The organism is Mycobacterium gordonae (assembly GCF_017086405.1).
GTDB lineage: Bacteria > Actinomycetota > Actinomycetes > Mycobacteriales > Mycobacteriaceae > Mycobacterium > Mycobacterium gordonae_D.
Genome location: NZ_CP070973.1, coordinates 1,292,763 through 1,312,066, shown reverse-complemented (window position 1 = coordinate 1,312,066; position 19,304 = coordinate 1,292,763). Strand labels below are relative to the sequence as shown.

General features: G+C 65.7%; 22 protein-coding genes and 1 pseudogene. 3 read left to right on the top strand and 20 right to left on the bottom strand.

Going from position 1 to position 19,304, the window contains the following annotated elements; translation table 11 throughout:
• Positions 1–172: 172 nt before the first annotated feature.
• Together JX552_RS33655 and JX552_RS05780 are read right to left on the bottom strand one after the other, a co-directional pair.
• Positions 173–744: pseudogene (locus tag JX552_RS33655) on the bottom strand (hypothetical protein); the annotation flags it as partial.
• A 17-nt stretch (positions 745–761) separates the two neighbouring features.
• Positions 762–1,517 carry an SDR family NAD(P)-dependent oxidoreductase gene (locus JX552_RS05780; RefSeq protein WP_205878261.1) on the bottom strand — a complete coding sequence of 252 codons (756 nt, stop codon included), beginning with the start codon at positions 1,515–1,517 and terminating at the stop codon, positions 762–764.
• A 142-nt stretch (positions 1,518–1,659) separates the two neighbouring features.
• Here JX552_RS05780 and JX552_RS05775 point away from each other — a divergent pair, with 142 nt between their 5' ends.
• Positions 1,660–2,574, top strand: coding sequence for a class I SAM-dependent methyltransferase (locus JX552_RS05775; RefSeq protein ID WP_205876480.1), 915 nt, complete (start codon positions 1,660–1,662; stop codon positions 2,572–2,574).
• 4 nt (positions 2,575–2,578) lie between these two features.
• Here the strand turns inward: JX552_RS05775 and sppA are convergent, their stop codons facing one another.
• On the bottom strand, positions 2,579–4,366 hold the full coding sequence (gene sppA, locus JX552_RS05770; protein WP_205876479.1) for a signal peptide peptidase SppA: 1,788 nt from the start codon (positions 4,364–4,366) through the stop codon (positions 2,579–2,581).
• A gap of 48 nt (positions 4,367–4,414) precedes the next feature.
• Between sppA and JX552_RS05765 the strand changes: the two genes are divergently transcribed.
• On the top strand, positions 4,415–5,341 hold the full coding sequence (locus JX552_RS05765) for an LLM class flavin-dependent oxidoreductase (protein WP_205876478.1): 927 nt from the start codon (positions 4,415–4,417) through the stop codon (positions 5,339–5,341).
• Between the two features lie 21 nt (positions 5,342–5,362).
• On the opposite strand, the gene rplO is transcribed toward JX552_RS05765, so the two are convergent.
• The 13 genes from rplO to JX552_RS05700 form a co-directional block, all read right to left on the bottom strand.
• A complete protein-coding gene (gene rplO / locus JX552_RS05760) occupies positions 5,363–5,803 on the bottom strand; it encodes a 50S ribosomal protein L15 (RefSeq protein WP_205876477.1) in 441 nt (146 codons plus the stop codon).
• Positions 5,800–5,997, bottom strand: coding sequence for a 50S ribosomal protein L30 (gene rpmD / locus JX552_RS05755; protein WP_055580328.1), 198 nt, complete (start codon positions 5,995–5,997; stop codon positions 5,800–5,802). Before rpmD ends, rplO begins: the two co-directional genes overlap by 4 nt.
• Positions 5,994–6,668 carry a 30S ribosomal protein S5 gene (gene rpsE, locus JX552_RS05750; protein ID WP_205876476.1) on the bottom strand — a complete coding sequence of 225 codons (675 nt, stop codon included), beginning with the start codon at positions 6,666–6,668 and terminating at the stop codon, positions 5,994–5,996. The genes rpmD and rpsE overlap by 4 nt, the downstream gene beginning before the upstream one ends.
• A 37-nt stretch (positions 6,669–6,705) precedes the next feature.
• A complete protein-coding gene (gene rplR, locus JX552_RS05745; RefSeq protein WP_205878259.1) occupies positions 6,706–7,074 on the bottom strand; it encodes a 50S ribosomal protein L18 in 369 nt (122 codons plus the stop codon).
• A 35-nt stretch (positions 7,075–7,109) separates the two neighbouring features.
• Complete coding sequence (gene rplF, locus JX552_RS05740) at positions 7,110–7,649, bottom strand: 50S ribosomal protein L6 (protein ID WP_205876475.1); 540 nt, start codon at positions 7,647–7,649, stop codon at positions 7,110–7,112.
• A 35-nt stretch (positions 7,650–7,684) separates the two neighbouring features.
• A complete protein-coding gene (gene rpsH / locus JX552_RS05735; protein WP_065137374.1) occupies positions 7,685–8,083 on the bottom strand; it encodes a 30S ribosomal protein S8 in 399 nt (132 codons plus the stop codon).
• A gap of 20 nt (positions 8,084–8,103) precedes the next feature.
• Entirely contained in the window at positions 8,104–8,289 is a 186-nt protein-coding gene (locus tag JX552_RS05730; RefSeq protein ID WP_055580333.1) for a type Z 30S ribosomal protein S14, read from the bottom strand.
• Between the two features lie 4 nt (positions 8,290–8,293).
• Entirely contained in the window at positions 8,294–8,857 is a 564-nt protein-coding gene (rplE, locus tag JX552_RS05725) for a 50S ribosomal protein L5 (RefSeq protein ID WP_205876474.1), read from the bottom strand.
• A gap of 2 nt (positions 8,858–8,859) precedes the next feature.
• The gene (rplX, locus tag JX552_RS05720; RefSeq protein WP_055580335.1) at positions 8,860–9,177 is read right to left on the bottom strand and encodes a 50S ribosomal protein L24; all 318 of its coding nucleotides are present in this window, start codon (positions 9,175–9,177) and stop codon (positions 8,860–8,862) included.
• The gene (gene rplN, locus JX552_RS05715) at positions 9,178–9,546 is read right to left on the bottom strand and encodes a 50S ribosomal protein L14 (protein WP_055580336.1); all 369 of its coding nucleotides are present in this window, start codon (positions 9,544–9,546) and stop codon (positions 9,178–9,180) included.
• Positions 9,547–9,743: 197 nt separating this feature from the next.
• Positions 9,744–10,637, bottom strand: coding sequence for a DUF4436 domain-containing protein (locus JX552_RS05710; protein WP_205878258.1), 894 nt, complete (start codon positions 10,635–10,637; stop codon positions 9,744–9,746).
• Positions 10,638–10,848: 211 nt separating this feature from the next.
• Entirely contained in the window at positions 10,849–11,736 is an 888-nt protein-coding gene (locus tag JX552_RS05705; protein WP_205876473.1) for a DUF4436 domain-containing protein, read from the bottom strand.
• Between the two features lie 16 nt (positions 11,737–11,752).
• Entirely contained in the window at positions 11,753–12,724 is a 972-nt protein-coding gene (locus tag JX552_RS05700) for a DUF4436 domain-containing protein (RefSeq protein ID WP_205876472.1), read from the bottom strand.
• Positions 12,725–12,986: 262 nt separating this feature from the next.
• Here JX552_RS05700 and pstS point away from each other — a divergent pair, with 262 nt between their 5' ends.
• Positions 12,987–14,117, top strand: a complete 1,131-nt coding sequence (gene pstS / locus JX552_RS05695; protein ID WP_205876471.1) for a phosphate ABC transporter substrate-binding protein PstS — start codon at positions 12,987–12,989, stop codon at positions 14,115–14,117.
• 18 nt (positions 14,118–14,135) lie between these two features.
• On the opposite strand, the gene JX552_RS05690 is transcribed toward pstS, so the two are convergent.
• From JX552_RS05690 to JX552_RS05675, 4 genes are all read right to left on the bottom strand, one after another.
• A complete protein-coding gene (locus JX552_RS05690) occupies positions 14,136–14,942 on the bottom strand; it encodes a DUF4436 domain-containing protein (protein ID WP_241010889.1) in 807 nt (268 codons plus the stop codon).
• A 217-nt stretch (positions 14,943–15,159) separates the two neighbouring features.
• Positions 15,160–16,074 carry a formylglycine-generating enzyme family protein gene (locus JX552_RS05685; protein ID WP_205876469.1) on the bottom strand — a complete coding sequence of 305 codons (915 nt, stop codon included), beginning with the start codon at positions 16,072–16,074 and terminating at the stop codon, positions 15,160–15,162.
• A gap of 4 nt (positions 16,075–16,078) precedes the next feature.
• On the bottom strand, positions 16,079–16,741 hold the full coding sequence (locus JX552_RS31855; protein ID WP_241010888.1) for a hypothetical protein: 663 nt from the start codon (positions 16,739–16,741) through the stop codon (positions 16,079–16,081).
• Positions 16,734–19,100, bottom strand: a complete 2,367-nt coding sequence (locus JX552_RS05675) for an arylsulfatase (RefSeq protein ID WP_205876468.1) — start codon at positions 19,098–19,100, stop codon at positions 16,734–16,736. The genes JX552_RS31855 and JX552_RS05675 overlap by 8 nt, the downstream gene beginning before the upstream one ends.
• Positions 19,101–19,304: the final 204 nt, after the last annotated feature.

Genomic DNA, 19,304 nt, shown 5'->3' with positions numbered 1-19,304 from the left:
TCAGTAACGCGAGTCGGGCGGCACTCTGCTCTGGAACGTGATATCACCAGTGCTATCAACAGGATTCACTGGCCGCGGGGGCCGGAACTTGTCGGTGGTTGCTCGATGAGTCTCGCACATGGCAGCAAGCACGCCCACCTCCGCCGACTTCCGCCCCGACCAGGTCGGCGACCACGCCGACGCACTCATGGCGTTGCCGCACCATCTCCTTGACATACAGTGGGCTCCACTCCCAGCGACCTGGCGCATGGACCCCCGCCTTCACCAGCGTCCCCCGAGCCCTCAGCACCCGTACTCCGACCTCGAAAGTCTCGGGCTTGCCCACGCTGTCGTAGACGACGTCGACCGCTCCTGGGTACGCCATCGGCAATCCCATCAGCGGCTGCCGCAAACGGCCCCCACCCCGGTCCACCAACTCTTCGATGACCGTCGACGCGGGTGGTTCGCAAGAACGTTGACGGTCCCGAAGGTGCGCGCCCGACTACATCGGCCACCACCTCCTGGCCCATCACCTGCGGGAACGAACAGAACGCGACGACGACGTTGTCGACATCGTCCGCGCCGAAGTCCATCAGAATCTGCTTGGAGTCCGACCCGCAGATTCCGGTCAACCCACGGGGTGATCACTCAGTCCTGGTGCAACAGAACGGGATCAGGAACCTCGCGCAGCGCAGTCGGCGTACGGGCCAGGCTCAGGACGAGCGCACCCCCGTCCGCCGGGGCCGGCGCTGACTCGGGTGGCACACCCTAGACCAGTGCTCTCACTGGTTCGACATGCCGGCGATGAAGGCGTCGACATCGGCGTTCTTGGCATCAACCACCGCCTTCAGGTCGGGCAGATAGTGCTCGAAGCCATCGCTGTGCATTGCCGCGATGATGCCTTCGGCAACCTCCTGCGGACTGACCTTGGGTCCGCGGTAGACGGGCTGCTCGTTGTCGGGCTGGTCCCAGATCTCCGTGTCGACCGGGCCCAGCGTAATCAACTTCACCGCGACACCGGAGCCCGCCAGGTCGATCGCCAACGACTCGCTCCAGCCGCACAGGGCGAACTTACTGGCGCAATATGCGGATTCGTTGGCTATGCCCAATCGCCCGGCAACGCTCGAAACATTGACCACGGCGCCCGTGCGTCGCGCCAGCATCCGCGGCAACAGGGCCAGCGTCAACCGCGTCGGAGCGATGAAGTTGACCCGCAAAACATCTTCCACCTCGATCGGTTTCAGTGCCGTCACGTTGCGCCGCTTCGGGATCGCGGCATTGTTGACCAGAACGTCGATCCCACCCATGGCGTGCCATGCTTGCAGCGCAAGCCTGCTGGCCGTGAGGCCGTCGGCGAGGTCGGCGACCCACATCACCGACTCCGGTGAGGTTTCCCGGCAGTCATCCAAGACGCCCGCCAGTCGGTCCTCACGACGGGCGACCAGCCCGACCACCGCGCCCCGGTCGGCCAGCGCCCTGGCCAGTGCCGCACCGATTCCCGACGAAGCGCCGGTGATCAGCACGCGCTTGCCTTCCACCTGGCCAACTGAAGAAGTCGGGTTACCCATCTCTTTAGCGTGCCTCAAAAACAAGGTCGTCGGCTCGATTTCGGGGGGCGGAAATGCCGCGGATCGGTGGGACGTTGTATACACGGCACTAACCGCGACAGATAGGACACGCATGCCACGCGCTCACGACGACAACTGGGATCTCGCGTCGAGCGTCGGCGCCACCGCGACGATGGTCGCGGCCGGGCGCGCGATGGTGACCAAGGCTCCCGACGGCCTGATCAAGGATCCGTTCGCCGAACCGCTGGTGCGCGCGGTCGGCGTGGACTTCTTCACCAAGATGGTGGACGGCAAGCTCGAAACCGAGGCGCTCGAGGACTTCAGGCCCGAACGGGTACAGGCGATGATCAACGGAATGGGTGTGCGCACCAAGTACTTCGACGAGTACTTCACCGAGGCCACCAACGCCGGGGTCCGCCAGGTCGTGATTCTGGCGTCCGGGTTGGACGCGCGGGCCTACCGGTTGCCCTGGCCGGACGGGACAGTGGTCTACGAGATCGACCAACCCCAGGTGGTCGAGTTCAAGACGACGACCCTGGCCGACATCGGGGCCGAACCCACGGCCATTCGGCGCACCGTGGCGATCGACCTGCGCGGAGACTGGCCCCACGCACTCGAGCAGGCCGGTCTGGACACCTCACAACCGACGGCGTGGCTGGCCGAAGGCCTGCTGATCTACCTTCCCCCGGAAGCCCAGGACCGGCTGTTCGACAACATCACCGCGCTCAGCGCTGCGGGCAGCACCGTTGCGACCGAGTTCGTTCCTGGCATAGTCGATTTCGACACCGAGAAAGCACGCGAGATGTCCGGCCGATTCCGCAATCACGGATTGGACATCGATATGGCATCGCTGGTGTACTCGGGGTCGCGCAACCACGTCGTCGACTATCTCCGCGACAAGGGCTGGGAGGCGACCGGGGTGACCCGCACCGAACTGTTCAAGCGGCACGGTTTGGCGATCCCCAGTCCCGACGATGACGACCCGCTGGGCGAGATCATCTTCATCAGCGGGCGGCTGTGCCCGTAACGGCTCAGAAGCGGGCCTGCCCCACCCACAGCACGTTGGCACCGGTCATCGTCTGCTCGAACTGCTCGACTACTCCCGCCACCGAGCGGGTGAGCAGCGCACCGACGGCCTCCGGCAGCGAAGCCGCCCCCGGCTGTGACGACGCGCGCGGTCGCAGCATGTCGAGCAGTGACGAGCCTGGGTAGCTCAGCAACCGAACTTCGGTGTCCGGGTCCAGTCCGGCCAGTACCTTCGCGCGGCGCACCGCCGCCCGAAGGCCACCGAGCTCGTCGACCAGACCACGTTCGAGCGCGTCGACTCCGGTCCAAACTCGGCCTCGCGCAACGTTATCCACGTCTTTGGTGGTCAGATTCCGGCCTTCGGCCACGCGTTGCACGAAGTCGGTGTAGAACAGGTCGGCGTCGGCTTCCTGCTGGGCTTGCTGCTCGGGTGTGAACGGCGCGTCTATCGACCAGGCATCGGCGTTCGCATTGGTGCGCACCGCGTCCGAGCCCACACCCAGCCGCTCCTTGAGATCGCGAACCACCAGCTTCCCGGTGATGACTCCGATCGAGCCGGTGATCGTGCCCGGGTTGGCAACGATCGCGTCCGCGGCCATCGAGACGTAGTAGCCACCGGAAGCGGCGACCGATCCCATCGACGCCACCACCGGCTTGCCCCGTTCGCGGGCTCGTTTGACCTCCCGCCAGATGGTCTCCGATGCCGTCACCGAACCACCGGGACTGTCTACCCGGACCACGATCGCGGACACCGAATCGTCGGCCACCACCTCGCGCAATGCGGCCGCGATGGTGTCACCGCCGGCATTGGACGGACCGAACGGCACGCCCTGCAGCCCGCCACGGCCGTTGACGATCGCCCCTTCGACAGTGACCACGGCGATGGTGGGCTTCCCCCGTCGGCCCGGAATGGCAGGCACCGGCGGCGCCAGGCGTGGCCGGGCCGAACCCGCATAGCGGGCCAGATACATCCTGGGCGGCTTCTCCTCGGCGTCGTTGTCCTCGTCTGCGGACCCGTCGCCGACCAGTTCGGCCATGCGCGCGTATGCCTCGTCGCGGAAGCCGATGCGGTCGACCAGCCCGGAGGCCACGGCGTCATCGCGCATCAGCGGAGCGCGGTCGGCCAATTCGTCGAGCGCGTCGACGGCGATGTCACGCGACTCGGCCACCGCCTGCCACACCTGACCCTGCAGGCTCTCCAGCATGCGGGTGACCGCTTCGCGGTGGGCATCGGTGAAGCCGCCTTCGGTGAAAAGGTTTGCCGCAGATTTGTATTCGCCCCGTGCGACGAACTGGGCCTCGACCCCCGCCTTGTCCAGTGCGTCGCGCAGGAACATCGCATTGGCCGCGAAGCCGATCAGACCCACACCGCCGGAGGGCTGCATCCAGATCTCCCGGAAAGCTGAGGCTAGGTAGTAAGACAGCGTGCCCGGGAAGGTTTCCGCCCACGCCACCGACGGTTTGACGGCGCTGAATGCCGCGATGGCATCGCGCAATTCCTGGACCGCCCCGATCGGCGAAGGCGGTAGCTGCACGCGGGCGATCAGCCCCGCGACCCGTGGGTCCTCGGCGGCGCGATGGATCGTGGCAACGGTCTCGCGTAGCGACATCTGCCGTCCACCGCCGGTGATGATGGTCAACGGGTCGAAGCCGGTGGTCTCCGGCGGCGTGCTGCGCAGATTCATTTCCAGCACACAACCGTTGGGCACACCGTGGTGCCGGGCGGTGTCGACCCGGTCGAACAGGGAGCGCACATCGTTAACGCCGGGCAGCGAAGGAAAAAACGCGAACATCTTTGCAGCCTACCGACCGGCGCGAACCCGGCCCGTACGGTGGAGCCCGTGAGGTATTCGATTGCTATCCCCCAACTCAACTCCGGCGAGTTCGACGCCGATGGGCTGCGTTCGTATCTCGCGCGTGCGGAGCAGCTCGGATTCGAGGGCGGCTGGGTGCTCGAGCAGATCATCGGCGACGCGCCGCTGCTCGCACCCCTGGAACTGCTCGCTTACGCGGCGGCCTGCACTCAGCGGCTCCGCCTGGGGGTCGCCGTCCTGGTGACCTCGCTGCACGACCCGCTGCAGTTGGCCTCGGCGATCACCGCCGTCGACCGTCTCAGCCACGGTCGGCTCGATATCGGGGTCGCCGCAGGCGGTGGCCGCCGCCGGTTCGCCGCCTTCGGCGTGGACAAGGACAGCTTCGTCAGCTATTTCACCGAAGGCCTTCAGTTGATGAAGGCGGCGTGGTCCGACGAGCCCCGGGTGACGTTTCACGGGAGGTTCCGTGATGTCGAGGACCTGCCGATCCAGCCCAAACCGGTGCAGCGGCCCCACCCACCGATCTGGTTCGGCGGGCTGGCACCCAAGGCGCTGGCCCGGGCGGTTCGGCACGGTGACGCCTTTCTCGGCGCCGGCTCGTCGTCCACGGCGGACTTCGCCGAAGCGGTGCAGATCGTGCGCCGCGAACTCGCCGACCAACAGAAGGACCCGGCGGGCTTCACGATCGGCAAGCGCGTGTATCTGATGATCGACGACGACGCCGACCGGGCCCGTGAACGCGTGCTCGCCGGGTTGCGTCGCATCTACGCGAACATGGCCGGCATCGACGAGGTTCCGGTCTACGGCACGCCCAAGGACGTCATCCGCGGTCTGCGTGAGGTGATGTATGCCGGCGCTCAGATGCTGCTGTTCAATCCTGTCGGCGAGAACGTCGCAGAGGACCGCGAGCAGATGGAACGCCTTGCCGCAGAGGTGATTCCGCGGCTGAGCTAACTTGGGCGAGCAGTCGCGATACTACAGCTCGGTGGCGCTGCCGCCGGCCGCGGTGATCTTCTCCCGCGCGCTACCGCTGAACTTGTGCGCGGTCACATCGACGTTGACGGTCAGCTTGCCGTCGCCGAGCACCTTGACCAACACGTTCTTGCGAACCGCGCCCTTGGCCACCAACTCGTCGATGCCGACCGTGCCGCCCTCGGGGAACAACCGGTTGATATCGGCGACGTTGACGACCTGGTACTCGGTGCGGAACCGGTTGCGAAAGCCCTTCAGCTTGGGCAGCCGCATGTGGATGGGCATCTGCCCACCCTCGAAGGTCGCCGGAACGTTCTTGCGGGCCTTCGTACCCTTGGTGCCGCGGCCGGCCGTCTTGCCCTTGGACCCCTCACCGCGGCCGACTCGGGTGCGTGCGGTCTTGGACCCGGGCGCAGGCCGCAGGTCGTGCAGCTTGATAGTCACTGTGTCTTCCCTTCGGGCGCCGACTCCACCTCAACCAGGTGGTTCACCACGGCGATCAACCCGCGGGTCTGCGGGTTGTCTTCGCGGATCACCGAGTGGCGAATCTTGCGCAGACCCAGCGTGCGCAGGCTCTCGCGCTGCTTCCAGCGCGCACCGATCGTGCTGCGCACCTGGGTGATCTTCAACTGGCTCATTGTGCCGTTCCCTCCCGCGCCGCGGCGGCGGCCAGCGCGTCACTTTCGCGACGGGCCTTGAGCATGCCGGCCGGGGCGACGTCCTCGATGGGCAGGCCGCGGCGAGCGGCGACCTCTTCGGGACGCTGCAACATCTTCAACGCGGCTACGGTCGCGTGCACCACGTTGATCGCGTTGTCGCTACCCAGCGACTTGGCCAGGATGTCGTGCACGCCAGCGCATTCCAGCACCGCACGCGCCGCACCACCGGCGATGACACCGGTACCCGGGCTAGCCGGGCGCAGCAACACGACGCCGGCGGCGGCCTCGCCCTGTACCGGGTGTGTGATGGTCCCGCGGATCAGCGGCACCCGGAAGAAGCCCTTGCGCGCCTCCTCGACGCCCTTGGCGATCGCGGCCGGAACCTCTTTAGCCTTGCCATAACCGACGCCGACCATGCCGTTGCCGTCACCGACGATGACCAGAGCGGTAAAGCTGAATCGCCGACCACCCTTGACCACCTTGGACACGCGGTTGATCGCGACGACCCGCTCCAGGTAGTTGCTCTTGTCGCCGTCCCGGTCGCGGTCGCGACCGCCACGACCGCCACCGTCGCGGCGGCCCCGTCCGTCACGACCGTCGCGGCCGTCGCGGCTGTCGGGGCCCTGCCCCCCAGCGGACTGTTCCGCCATTATGCGGTCCTTCCGTTCATCAGGCTGATGCTGCTCATCAGAATTGCAATCCGTTCTCGCGGGCAGCATCGGCCAATGCCGCAATCCGTCCGCCGTAGGTGTACCCGCCGCGGTCGAAGACCACGGAGTCGACGCCGGCAGCCTTGGCCCGCTCGGCGATCAGCTGCCCAACCCGCACGCTACGGGCCTTCTTGTCCCCATCCAAACCGCGCACGTCGGCTTCGATCGACGAAGCCGCGGCCACGGTGGTGCCGTTCAGGTCATTCACCAACTGCACGTGAATGTGCCGAGACGACCGGTTGACCACCAGCCGGGGACGTTCGGCGGTGCCGGAGATCTTCTTGCGCAGCCGTGCGTGCCGGCGTATCCGCGAGACCCGGCGGGTCGCGGATACGCTCTGCCCCACGGGCTTCTGCGCTTCAGCCTGTGATTGCGCCATGACTACTTACCTGTCTTTCCGACCTTGCGGCGGATCTGCTCACCCTCGTAACGCACGCCCTTACCCTTGTACGGGTCGGGGCGGCGCAGACGGCGGATGTTCGCCGAGATCTGGCCGACCTTCTGCTTGTCGATCCCAGTGACCGTGAATTTCGTCGGAGCCTGCACGGCAAACGTGATGCCGTCCGGTGCCTCGATCACCACCGGGTGGCTGTAGCCGAGCGCGAACTCCAGGTTGCTGCCCTTGAGCTGCACGCGGTAACCCACCCCGTAGATCTCCATCTTGGTGGTGTAACCCTCCGTCACACCCGTGACCAGGTTGGCCACCAGGGTGCGCGACAGCCCGTGCAGCGAACGGTTTTGCCGCTCGTCGTTCGGACGGGCAACCACGATGGCGCCATCGTCGTTGCGGGACACCGTGATCGGCTCGGCCACGGTCAGTTCCAGGGTGCCCTTGGGGCCCTTCACCGAGACGTTCTGACCCTCGATCGTTACGTCGACTCCGGCGGGAACCGGAACCGGTTGCTTACCAATACGCGACATCGTTTGAGTTCCTCTCGCCCTGCTCTTCCAGGCCCCTACCAGACATAAGCGAGGACTTCGCCGCCCACGCCCTGTCTGGCTGCCTGACGGTCGGTGAGCAGACCGGACGACGTCGAAATGATCGCGACGCCAAGGCCTCCCAGCACCCGCGGCAGATTGGTGGACTTCGCGTACACCCGCAAGCCGGGCTTGGACACCCGCTTCAGGCCCGCGATGCTGCGCTCCCGGCTGGGCCCGTACTTGAGCTGCACGACCAGCGACTTACCGACCCGGGCATCCTCGGTGCGGAAGTCGGTGATGTAACCCTCGCTCTTGAGGATCTGGGCGATGTTGGCCTTGATCTTGGAGTGCGGCAAGGTCACTTCGTCGTGGTAGGCCGAGTTGGCGTTGCGCAGACGCGTCAAGAAGTCTGCGATCGGATCCGTCATCGTCATGGTTTAGTCCCTGTGTCCTGTCACCAACTGCTCTTCTGCACGCCGGGCAACTCGCCCGCATGCGCCATCTCGCGCAAGCAGATCCGGCACAGCCCGAACTTGCGGAACACCGCACGCGGACGGCCGCACTTGCTGCAGCGTGTGTAGCCGCGCACCGCGAACTTCGGCTTGCGGTTGGCTTTATTGACCAGTGCCTTCTTCGCCATCTGCTCAGTTCTCCTTGAAGGGAAAGCCGAGGGCCCGCAACAGCGCTCGTCCTTCGTCGTCGGTCGTCGCCGAGGTGACGACGCTGATGTCCATGCCGCGGACCCGGTCGATCTTGTCCACGTCGATCTCGTGGAACACCGACTGCTCGGCGAGGCCGAAGGTGTAGTTGCCGACACCGTCGAACTGCTTGGGTGACAACCCACGGAAGTCACGGATACGGGGCAGCGCGATCGAGGTGAGCCGGTCCAGGAACTCCCACATCCGGTCGCCGCGCAGGGTGACCCGCGCGCCGATCGGCATGCCCTCGCGCAACTTGAACTGCGCGATCGACTTGCGCGCCTTGCGGATCTCCGGCCGCTGTCCGGTGATCAGCGACAGGTCGTTGACGGCGCCGTTGATCAACTTGGCGTCGCGAGCCGCCTCGCCTACTCCCATGTTGACCACAACCTTGGTCACCGTGGGGATCTGCATGACGTTGCGATAGCCGAACTGCTTGTGCAGGGCGTCGCGGATTTCGTTGCGATACCGCTCTTTCAGGCGCGGCTGCGTCTTCTCTGCAGTAGTCATCGTCAGATGTCCTTGCCGTTGCGCTTGGAGATGCGGACCCGCTTGCCGGTCTCTTCGTCCACGCGGTAACCGATGCGGGTGGGCTTGCCGTCGGAGTCGACGACCATCACGTTGGACACGTGGATCGGCGCTTCCTGGGTGACGATGCCACCCGAGCGCGCGCCGCGCTGATTGGTCGAGATCGCCGTGTGCTTCTTGATCCGGTTGACGCCTTCGACCAACACCCTGTTGCGGTCCGGGTAGGCCTGGATCACCTTGCCCTTGGCCCCTTTATCTTTGCCGGCGATGACCAGCACGGTGTCGCCTTTGTGGACCTTCACTTACAACACCTCCGGGGCGAGCGAGATGATCTTCATGAACTTCTTCTCCCGCAACTCACGGCCCACCGGTCCGAAGATGCGGGTGCCGCGCGGGTCGTTGTCGGGCTTGATGATCACCGCGGCGTTCTCGTCGAACTTGATGTAGCTGCCGTCCGGGCGCCTGCGCTCCTTGACGGTGCGCACCACGACGGCCTTCACGACATCACCCCGTTTGACGTTGCCGCCCGGGATGGCGTCTTTCACCGTGGCGACGATGATGTCGCCGATGCCGGCATAGCGTCGCGACGAGCCGCCGAGCACGCGGATGCACAAGATCTCCTTGGCGCCGGTGTTGTCGGCGACCTTCAGCCGCGATTCCTGCTGAATCACTCGATCTCCTGACCTGGTGGACGTGTGCGCGGCAGGCGAAACGCAAGCTCAATGAGCACCTGACGTGCGCGGTCTTGAAAAACTGTTTGTCACCGAAAGGCACGCGGGGCTGACTCCCGCTTCGCACGAGCCAGCCGAGGTCTGCCCAAGGCAACCCCTAGAGTCTAGGGGACACCCAGCGCAGCACCAAATTCGCGTCAGTCCCCTTGCCGGTGCCAGGCCAGGATGTAGAGGATCAGCGCGGTCGCGAGGCCGATCAGCACCCAGATCACCACGGCCTGGTCTACCCACGAACCGGCGGGCGGGGAACCGGGCAGGATGTTGCGCAACGGCACGACCGCGAACAGCATCGCGGCATACCAGGTGGAAAAAGGCGGCAGAAACTTCCGACGACCGGTCAGCATCTGAATGGCCACGAATAGGGCCAGCGTCGGCAATGCGACCAGCACCAGGCAGATCCCCAGGTCGAAGACGAGCGGCCCCTTGGCCCGCTTGATGGTGATGATCACGTTGTCCGGGCGGTTGGGGTCGTGGCTGTCCCGCCCGACGCGGGAGGCGGAGACGTCCCACCCTTCCAAAACGCCGGTCACTTCCACCCGGGCCGGCTTGTACTGACGGCCGTCGCCGGTGCCGACGAGCACATCGGCCTGGATCGTGTCGGTGGTATAGGTGTCGAACGGCCAGTCGCCGGGTTCACCGTGCGCTGGGATGGTGGTGGCCACCTGCGCCGGCAACTTGCCCATCGGGTACTGCAGATCACCCAGGTCGTTCTGCGGGAAGAACCGCACGGAGGTATCGGTGTTCAGCACGTGCAGGCGCGGGTCGACCATCGAATCATCAGGTTTGACAAGCACTTTGACGTCCAGCCGATGCTCGACGGCATGCAATTGCTCGATCCGCACCAGGACGACGCTGTTGTCGGTGGTCGTCATGTCCGGCTCGGGCAGCGGCCCCGGCGAGGTGGCCAGCAGGTGGTACCCGAACAGCGACAGCAGGTAGACGACGACAACGCTGACGACGACGGAGACGTCCAGGATGAGGTGGCGGCGCCGCCGCCGAAGCGCGGCATCGTCGGGGCTGTGCGCGGGCATGGCGAACGACTCATCCAGGTCGAACTCGGGTCGAGGGCCCACCGGCAGGGCCAGCTCCCTATGCACTGTCACTGCGGCAGATTAGCAATTCATTTGTTTGCTATCAGCCTTTGTTACCACGCGCTACGCACCCGTAACATTATGCGTCACCTGCGTTAACACGGCGGCAGCAACCGCGGCTTCCAAGCCTGGAGTTCCTTGCCGCCGGGCCTCAAGCGCGATCTCGGTACCACGCCACGATGTAGATCACCATCGCGGCGGCCAGGCCCAGCAGCACCCAGATCACCAGGCCCTGGTCGATCCAGGCGCCCGTCGGTGGCGAGCCCGGCAGGAAGTTGCGCAACGGCACCACGGCAAACAGCATCGCGGCGTACCACGTTCCGAACGGCGGCAGGAACGGCCGCCGGCGCGTGACCATCTGGATGGCGACGAACATCGCCACCGCCGGCAGGGTGATGAGTACCAGGCAGATACCGATGTCGAAAATTCGCTGCGCCCGAGTCCGCTTCAGGGTGATGACGACGTCGTTGGGGCTGTCCTCGACCCGCGCGACGTCGATGTCGAAGCCGTCCGCCGATCCGTCCACCTCGATCTTGGCCGCCTCGTAGTGGCTGCTGTCGCCCGCTCCGACCAGCCACTCCGCTCGGATCGGGTCGGTGGTGTAGGTGTCCAGGGGCCAGTTACGCGGCTCACCCCGGGCCTCAATGGTGGTGTCTTTCGGTTCCGGCGCGCTGCCCAGGTCGTAGCGCACCTCTCCCATGTCGTCCTGCATCGGGAAGCGGACCGCCGTGTCGGCGTTCAGCCGACCCGTCTTCTTGTCGACGATCGCCTCGTCCGGCTTCAGCACCAGCGTCACGTCGAGCATGTTCTCTTTGGTCTGCATGCCGTCGATGTGCACCTTCACCACGGTGTCCTTGGGGGATCGCAGATCCACCTTGGGCAGCGGGTGCGGGGCCAGCCACTGGTAGTTGAGAAGAGTGAAGATGTAGACGGCGGCGAAACCGATCAGGATCGACGAGTCGAGCAGCAGGTGCTTGCGCACCGACATGTGCTTGTGCTGGGGAGCTCCCGGCTCGGGCGGCGGAGCGTCGGGCGGCACGAGGTCAGATGGTAGATCAGTCCCCCTGCCGGACCCAAGCCACGATGTACAGGCTCATCGCCGTCACCAGCGCGATCAACACCCACTGGACGATCGCCTGGTCGATCCATGAGCCGGGCGGAGGCGCGCCCGGAAGGATGTTGCGCAGGGGGACGATGGCGAACAGGTTCGCGGCGTACCAGGTTGCGAACGGCGGCAGAAACTTGCGTCTGCCCAATGCCATCGGCACCGCCACCAACAGCGCCAGGGTGGGCAGGGCGATGAGCACCAGGCAGATGCCCAGATCGAAGATCAGCGGACCCTTCGCCCTCTTGAAGGTGATGACCACGTTTCCGTTGTCCGTGGCGCGTGATGTGGGAAGCGCGGCGGGGTCGTGCACGCGGTTGACGCTGATCGCCCAACCGTCGAGCGCTCCGGTCACCTCCACCCGAGCCGGGACCTTCTTGAGATTGTCGCCGGGCCCGACGAACGCATCGGCCGCGATCGGTTCGGTGCGATAGGAATCGAACGGCCAGTTGCCGGGATCACCGTGGGCTTCCACGGTGGTGCTGAGTTGGGCCGGGGCTTTGCCTTTCGGGTAGTGCAGGTCGCCGAGGTCACTGGTGGGATAGAGGCGTACGGCCACGTCGGTGCCCAGCACATCGAATCGGTTGTCGTACGACGAAATGCTGGGATAGACAAGCACATCCACCGTTAGGCGGTTGGCGACCGGCTTGAGCTCCTCAAGGCGCAGCTGGACGATCGTCGCATCGCCGCCGCCCTGGCTCAGGTCCAGCGGGGGAAGCGGGCCCTCTGACCTCTGCAGGACGTGAACGCCGACCAACGACAACACATAGAAGATCACGATGACCGTCAGGATGATGATGCCGACCAGGATGCGCGGCTTCTCCGGTTTTTTCGTCGCCGGCTTTTTCTTCTTCTTGTGCGGCTTCTCCGCCGGCGGCCGGGGCTTATCCGCGGCCGGGGTGGGTGGAGCTTCGGTGGTCACCGCACACCTCCGCTTGCCACAGTGGCCTCCATCGCTTCCGGGACGACACGACGTCAGATGCTAGCGAACTCCCCGGGCCCGCGCGCCTCGATCCAATTTGCTTCACCCGCAATACATCTGGCGGCAATCCTCCGGTCAATTCGCGGCGCGGGACGGCGCACGAGACGTTCACCAAGGTATGCCGTCGGGTTCATCGGGTGTTTGCCTGCAGTCCGATTCCGGCGGTTCTAAATGTCGGTGTGCCGTTGTGAAGGGGGCCGTCATGAAGCGCGACCGACCTGCCGTTGCCATCGGCGTGCTGGCCACGGGTGCGCTGCTGCTCTCGGCGTGCACCACCGCCCAGGCCACCCTCCCCTATGTCAGGGGCGCGAAGGTGGAATGCGGCGGCAAACAGACCCTGGTGGCCAGCGGATCGACCGCACAGGCGCATGCGATGAGGCGCTTCATCGACGCCTACCACAACGCCTGCAACCAACAGACACTCACCTACAACGCCATCGGCTCGGGTGCCGGCATCAACGAGTTCTTGTCCGGTAAAACCGATTTGGCCGGATCGGACACACCCCTGTCGGGCGAGCAGTCCGCCGCCGCCAAAGAGCGGTGCGGCGGGGTCGACGCATGGAACCTGCCCGTCGTGTTCGGTCCGCTGGCCATCACCTACAACCTCGCTAACGTGGACACGCTGGTGATCGACGGGCCCACGCTCGCCAAGATCTTCAACGGCACCATCACGCGCTGGGACGACCCTGCACTGACCGCGCTGAACGCCTCCATGCCGGCCGAAGACATCCGCGTCGTTTACCGCAGCGACGCCTCGGGCACCACCGACAACTTCCAGTCCTACCTGCACGCCGCGTCCGCCGGGGCGTGGAAGCAAGGCACCGGCAAGGCTTTCCACGGCGGCGTCGGTGTCGGCGCGGTCGGCAACAAGGGCACCGCGGAGTTGGTCAAATCCACCGAAGGCGCGATCAGCTACAACGAATTGTCCTTCGCGCTCGAGCAAGGGCTTTACGCCGCCGAGATCAAGACACCCGCAAGCCGCCGGTCGCTGCGGCCGGTGCGGATCGGCACGGACACCGTCGGAAAGACCATCAGCGGCGCAAAGATCGTCGGCGCGGGCAACAACCTCGTGCTCGATATCTCGTCGTTCTACAACCCAGCCCAACCCGACGTCTACCCGATCGTCCTGGCCACCTATGAGATCGTCTGCTCCAAGTACCCGACACCCGAAGTGGCGCGGGCGGTCAAGGCGTTCCTGCAGGCCGCGATCGGGCCGGGCCAGGTCGATGTGAACAGGTTGGGCTACATTCCACTGCCGCCGGGATTCCAGGCGCGGGTGTCCGAAGCCGTCGACGCGATCGGCGGAGTGGGTGGCTCACTGCAGGCGGAATGACCCGTGCGGCCGCCGGGTTCAGTCCGACTGTTTTCGGTACGCCAGGATGAACAGGGTCATCGCGACGATCAATGCGAGCAGTACCCATAGCGTGATGGCCTGGTCGACCCAGGATCCTTCCGGCGGCTTCCCCGGGAAGATGTTGCGCAACGGAACCACCGCGAACAGCATGGCGGCGAACCACGAGACAAACGGCGGCAGGAACTTCTTCTTGCCCAACGCCATGGGGATGGACACCCACAGCGCCAGCGCGGGCAGAGCGACCAGCACCAGCACGATGCCGAGGTCGAAGATCAGCGTGCTCTTGGACCGGTGCAAGGTGATGATCACGTTGTCCGGCCGGGGCGAACTCTGGGTGGATTCGCCGACACGTTGCACGCTCACGTCCCAGCCCCCGACAGATCCGGTCACCTCGACACGGGCGTCCTCTACCGAGCGGTTCTCCCCGCTTCCCCCGAACACCTGCGCGGAAATGGTTCCCGTGCTGTAGGAGTCGAAGGGCCAGTTGGCCGGGTCACCCTCCGCATCCAGATAGGTGGCCTGTTGTGCCGGCGACTTGCCGATCGGGTACTGCAGGTCACCCAGGTCGTTCTCCGGGTATATCCGCACGGCCAGATCCTGGGTCAACACGTGAAACTTCTTGTCGAACTTTGCATCCTCGGGAATGACCAGCACACTCACCTTGAGGCGGTTGTTGACCGTGTCCAACTCCTCGACCTTCACCTGCACCACGGTGTCCTCGGTGGTGCCGAAGTCCGGCTCGGCCAGCGGCTCGGCGGAGGTCGCCAACAGGTGCACGCCGACCAGCGAGAGCACATAGACCACGACGACGGCGAGTATCACGCCTATGTCGATCAGGATGCGCCTGCCCCGCGACGACGATTTCGGCGGCGGCGGCGAGGACGGGGGCGGTGCCGGAGGTGCGGGCGGCGGGGCCTGATGGCTCATCGGTCGCGGCCTTTCGGTGACAGCACGGGCGTAATGAGGTGAAACTCGTCACACATTAACCGGCGACAACACGCAGAGCGACACATACACGAACTTATTTAGCGAAACTTTCTTTGTTCGGCAGGTCGACCACACAACGGAAACCGATATGGGTGGTCGCGGTGTCCTGCGATTGCGGCGAGCGCGCCGCCGGCCGGTAGCGGTGGCAGTACTCCGGCGCGCACAGGTGCGATCCGCCCTTGAGAGTCTGACTCACCGTCGGGTCCGGCGGGCCGGTCGGCGTGCAGCATGCCTTGGGCGGCTGGGTGATTCGGTGGTGCGCACTGAACTCGGTCGTGGTCCACTCCCAGACGTTGCCGATCATGTCGACAAGCCCGAAGCCGTTGGCCGGGAACGCCCCCACCGGCGAGGTACCGATCCAGCCCCGCGCACCCTCGTTGAGATACGGAAACCGGCCCTGCCACGTGTTGGCCATCGGCCGGCCGCCCGGCTTTTCTTCATCCCCCCAGGCGTAGGTCCCCGTTGCCCCGCCGCGGGCGGCGTATTCCCATTCGGCCTCCGTGGGCAGCCGCCGCCCCGCCCAGCGCGCGTAGGCCGCCGCGTCGGGATAGGCCACCTGCACGACGGGGTGCTCGTCCCGGTCGCCTAAGACCATGAGGTCGCTGCCTGACCCGAACGGCCGGAGCCAGCTGGCCTCCGGTGCCCAGTCCCACCACTGCCGCCAGTCGCGAAGATCGACCGGCCCCGCCGTCGGCCGGAACACCATCGCTCCCGGCACCAGGTCGGCGGGGTTGGCGCCCGGATACAGCGCGGGGTCGAGTGGCCGCTCGGCTACCGTCACATAGCCTGTGGCGGCGACGAATTCAGCGAACTGCGCGTTGGTCACCGGGTGCCGCTCCACCGCGAAGGGGGCGACGGTCACGGTGTGGACAGGGGCTTCTTCCGGGTAAAAGCTCGTCGACCCCATGCGGAACGATCCACCGGGAAGTTCGACCAGCTCCGTCAACACGACTTCAGGGTATGACGACCGCGAAATCCTGCGTCAATGCGGATCTCGCCTCCTTGAACCCGGGCGTGCCGGAGTTGGCCTGCACGTGAATGGTCACCAGGTACTGCTTGGTGTTGGTCCAGATGTGGGTGATCCGATCGGCGAAGTCGATGCCGCCGGACGGCCCCTGCAGGGTGCCGGTGAGTTGCTGGCTGCTGTAGCCGCAGAACGGTGAACCGGTGACGGAGAACTTCAGTCGCGGCATGCCGCCGCCGACCATTGAGGTGTGCCGCAGAAACGCGCTCTCCGGCGTCAGGCCGGTTGCGGCGATGGTCACCGTCGCGGACAGCGTCTCGGGTCCACTCGACGTCAGCGCGGTGTCACCGGCGCCCGGAGCCGACGTCCATCCGCGCGGCACCGTGATCGTGATCCGCGGCGCTTCCGGATCGGCCACTGTGGCCGGAGTCGGGTCACCGTCGCCGGTCGGCGCAACCAGACAGGACAACGCGTTCGGCGGGATGCGGTCCGGGTGCGTGGGCGCGATGCCGGGCACCGGTTCGGCAGGATCCGGATGCTCCCCGGGAGCGGCGGATCCGCCACCGTACGTGTCACAACCGGTCAGCGCACCCAACAGGCAGGCCAGGCCGGCCAGGCGCGGGAGAGCGCGTTTCACGAACACTTCAGTCACGCGAAAAAGCAAGGGCGAGCGCTTTTTCCACGTCTTCATAAGGCCGGCCGGAGAGGTCCATGGTGACCTGGACGACCGAAGCGCCGGTGAGCAGGAACGGCGCCTTGTACTTGTTGGACACCGCCGAACCGCCATTGCGGCCTACGGTGATCCCAGCACCGGCCAGCCCGAATGTGCCCGGGTGGGTGACCACGTCGGGCAGCGTGCCGACGGGGTGCTCGTCGAAGTACAGCGTCACGCTTCCGATCGGGGTGTGGCTGTTGGGAACGGTTCCGGTGCGCTCGTACCGAACCCCGAACAGGTGGCGCCCCAACGGGATCGGGGCGTGGGACTGGATATGCTGATGACGTTCGCCGAGGAAGTTGTAGACGTACTGCAAGCGGCCGTCCTGGATGAACAGCACATGTCCGCCATGTGCGCCGCCCTGCTTGTAGAGCACCCCTTCGGCGCCGGTGGTCTCCACCGTCACGTCGGCGAGCACGGCGAAGGACCGGCCGCGGATCTCCGCGGCGGCGCCGATACCCACGTCGGCGCAGTCGGGGTAGTAGACGTAGCTGTCCCGCTCGCCCACCAGGTAGGGCCGCGAACGAGTCATCGTTTCCAGGATGTTGAGATCCGAAAGCGGCAGCCCGTTGTACTTCTCGGCCTCGGAGAACCACAGCGCCTTGAGTTCGTCGAGCTTGTCCGGCCGCTCGGCGGCCAGGTCGTGGCATTGGCTGCGGTCGGCTTCGATGTGGAACAGCTCCCAGCGGTCTGCCTCGAAGTGTGACCAGCCGGCGGGGGTGGCGGCGTGCACGGTGTTGGCGAACCATCCCCGATGCCAGATCCCGCGGGTGCCCAGCATGGTGTAGAACTGGGTTGTCTTGCCGGTATCGGCGCCGGGATCCTCAAGGGCCGCTTTGAAACTCACGCCGTCCAGCGGCTTCTGCGGGATGCCCTTGACGGTGTCCGGCGGCGTCATGCCCAGCAGGTCGTAGACGGTCGGAGTGACGTCGCTGACGTTGACGTAGTTGTCCCGGATCTCACCGTGCGCGGCAATGCCGTTCGGCCAGGAGATGATGGCGGTATCGGCGATGCCACCCTCATGCGAGGCGTAGCGCTTGAACAGCTTGTAGGGCGTGTTGAACGCCATCGCCCAGCCGATCGGGTAGTGGTTGTAGGTCTGCGGCCCGCCCAGCTGATCGAAGAGCTTCATGCTCTCCTCGACGGTGTCGATGTAGCCGTTGAAGAACTTGCCTTCGTTGACCGATCCGTTCGGGCCGCCTTCGCCACTGGCACCGTTGTCGGAGATGACCACGATGATGGTGTTGTCCAGCTGACCGGACTCTTCCAGATAGTCCAGGATCCGGCCGATCTGGGCATCGGTGTAACTCAGAAAGCCGGCGAACACCTCGGCCATCCGGCTGAACAGCTTCTTCTCTTCGTCGTTGAGCGAATCCCAGGGTCGCACCGTGTCCTGCAGCGGCCACGGCTCGCCGTTGGGGCCCTTGACGTCGAGATAGGGGTTGATCGGCGACAACTCGGTGTCCGGGGGCACGATCCCCATCGCCTTCTGCTTCTCCAGCGCGACCTCGCGGTACTTCTCGTAGCCCATGTCGAACACGCCGTCGTACTTGTCGGCCCATTCCTTCCAGACATGGTGCGGCGCGTGGCCCGCGCCGGGGCAGACGTAGCTGAACCACGGTTTGTCGGGCGCGATCACCTTGGCGTCACGGATGAACTGAATTGTCTTGTCCGCCAAATCCTTCGACAGGTGGTACCCATCCTCGGGGGTGCCCGGCGGGTTCACCGGATGGTTGTCGTACACCAGGTCGGGGTACCACTGGTCGGTTTCCCCGCCCATGAACCCGTAGAACCGCTCGAAGCCACGGGAGGTCGGCCAGTGTCGCTTGGTGGCGGCCATGCTGGACTCCTCCAACGGCGTCAGATGCCACTTGCCCACGCAGTAGGTGTTGTAGCCGCGCTCGTTGAGCACCTCGGAGAGCAACGCGGTGTCGGCAGGGATGCGACCGTTGCAGTTGGGAAAGCCGTCGGTGAACTCTTCGATGGTCGCCATGCCGACGGTAGTGGCGTTGCGGCCGGTCAGCAGCGACGCCCGGGTCGGGGAGCACAGCGCGGTCGTGTGGAACTGCGACAGCCGCACGCCGCGCTCGGCGATCCGCGTCATGGCGGGCATCTCGACCAGGCCGCCGAAGCAGTCCCAGGTCGCGATTCCGGTGTCGTCCCATACAAGGTAGAGGATGTTGGGGGAATTCTCCGGGGCGGTCGGCGCCGCATAGGGACCCCAGTCCGGTTCCGAATCGCGAATATCCAGTTCAATCTTGCCCTGAAACTGCCCTGATTGACCCGACCCCGTCATATGCCGCCTCACCGTTGAAATGACCATCCGAACGTTCGTGCACACTACCCGCGCCAGATAGAAAACAGCTGAGATTTCGGCACCGAACTCCGGCTGTCAGCGAACCGGGACGACCGACTGCGCCGGCCGCCGTGTCGCTCACCGTGGCTTGAGGCTGGCTGCCCCTGCTATCGCCGGGTTGCGGCCAGGTGCGCCGATGCGGAC

Coding starts and splice junctions, on each gene's coding strand:
- JX552_RS05775 (WP_205876480.1), top strand. CDS start 1,660: ATGCCACGCGCTCACGACGACAACTGGGATCTCGCGTCGAGCGTCGGC.
- sppA (WP_205876479.1), bottom strand. CDS start 4,366: ATGTTCGCGTTTTTTCCTTCGCTGCCCGGCGTTAACGATGTGCGCTCC.
- rpmD (WP_055580328.1), bottom strand. CDS start 5,997: ATGAGCCAGTTGAAGATCACCCAGGTGCGCAGCACGATCGGTGCGCGC.
- rpsE (WP_205876476.1), bottom strand. CDS start 6,668: ATGGCGGAACAGTCCGCTGGGGGGCAGGGCCCCGACAGCCGCGACGGC.
- rplF (WP_205876475.1), bottom strand. CDS start 7,649: ATGTCGCGTATTGGTAAGCAACCGGTTCCGGTTCCCGCCGGAGTCGAC.
- rpsH (WP_065137374.1), bottom strand. CDS start 8,083: ATGACGATGACGGATCCGATCGCAGACTTCTTGACGCGTCTGCGCAAC.
- JX552_RS05730 (WP_055580333.1), bottom strand. CDS start 8,289: ATGGCGAAGAAGGCACTGGTCAATAAAGCCAACCGCAAGCCGAAGTTC.
- rplE (WP_205876474.1), bottom strand. CDS start 8,857: ATGACTACTGCAGAGAAGACGCAGCCGCGCCTGAAAGAGCGGTATCGC.
- JX552_RS05710 (WP_205878258.1), bottom strand. CDS start 10,637: ATGCCCGCGCACAGCCCCGACGATGCCGCGCTTCGGCGGCGGCGCCGC.
- pstS (WP_205876471.1), top strand. CDS start 12,987: ATGAAGCGCGACCGACCTGCCGTTGCCATCGGCGTGCTGGCCACGGGT.
- JX552_RS05675 (WP_205876468.1), bottom strand. CDS start 19,100: ATGACGGGGTCGGGTCAATCAGGGCAGTTTCAGGGCAAGATTGAACTG.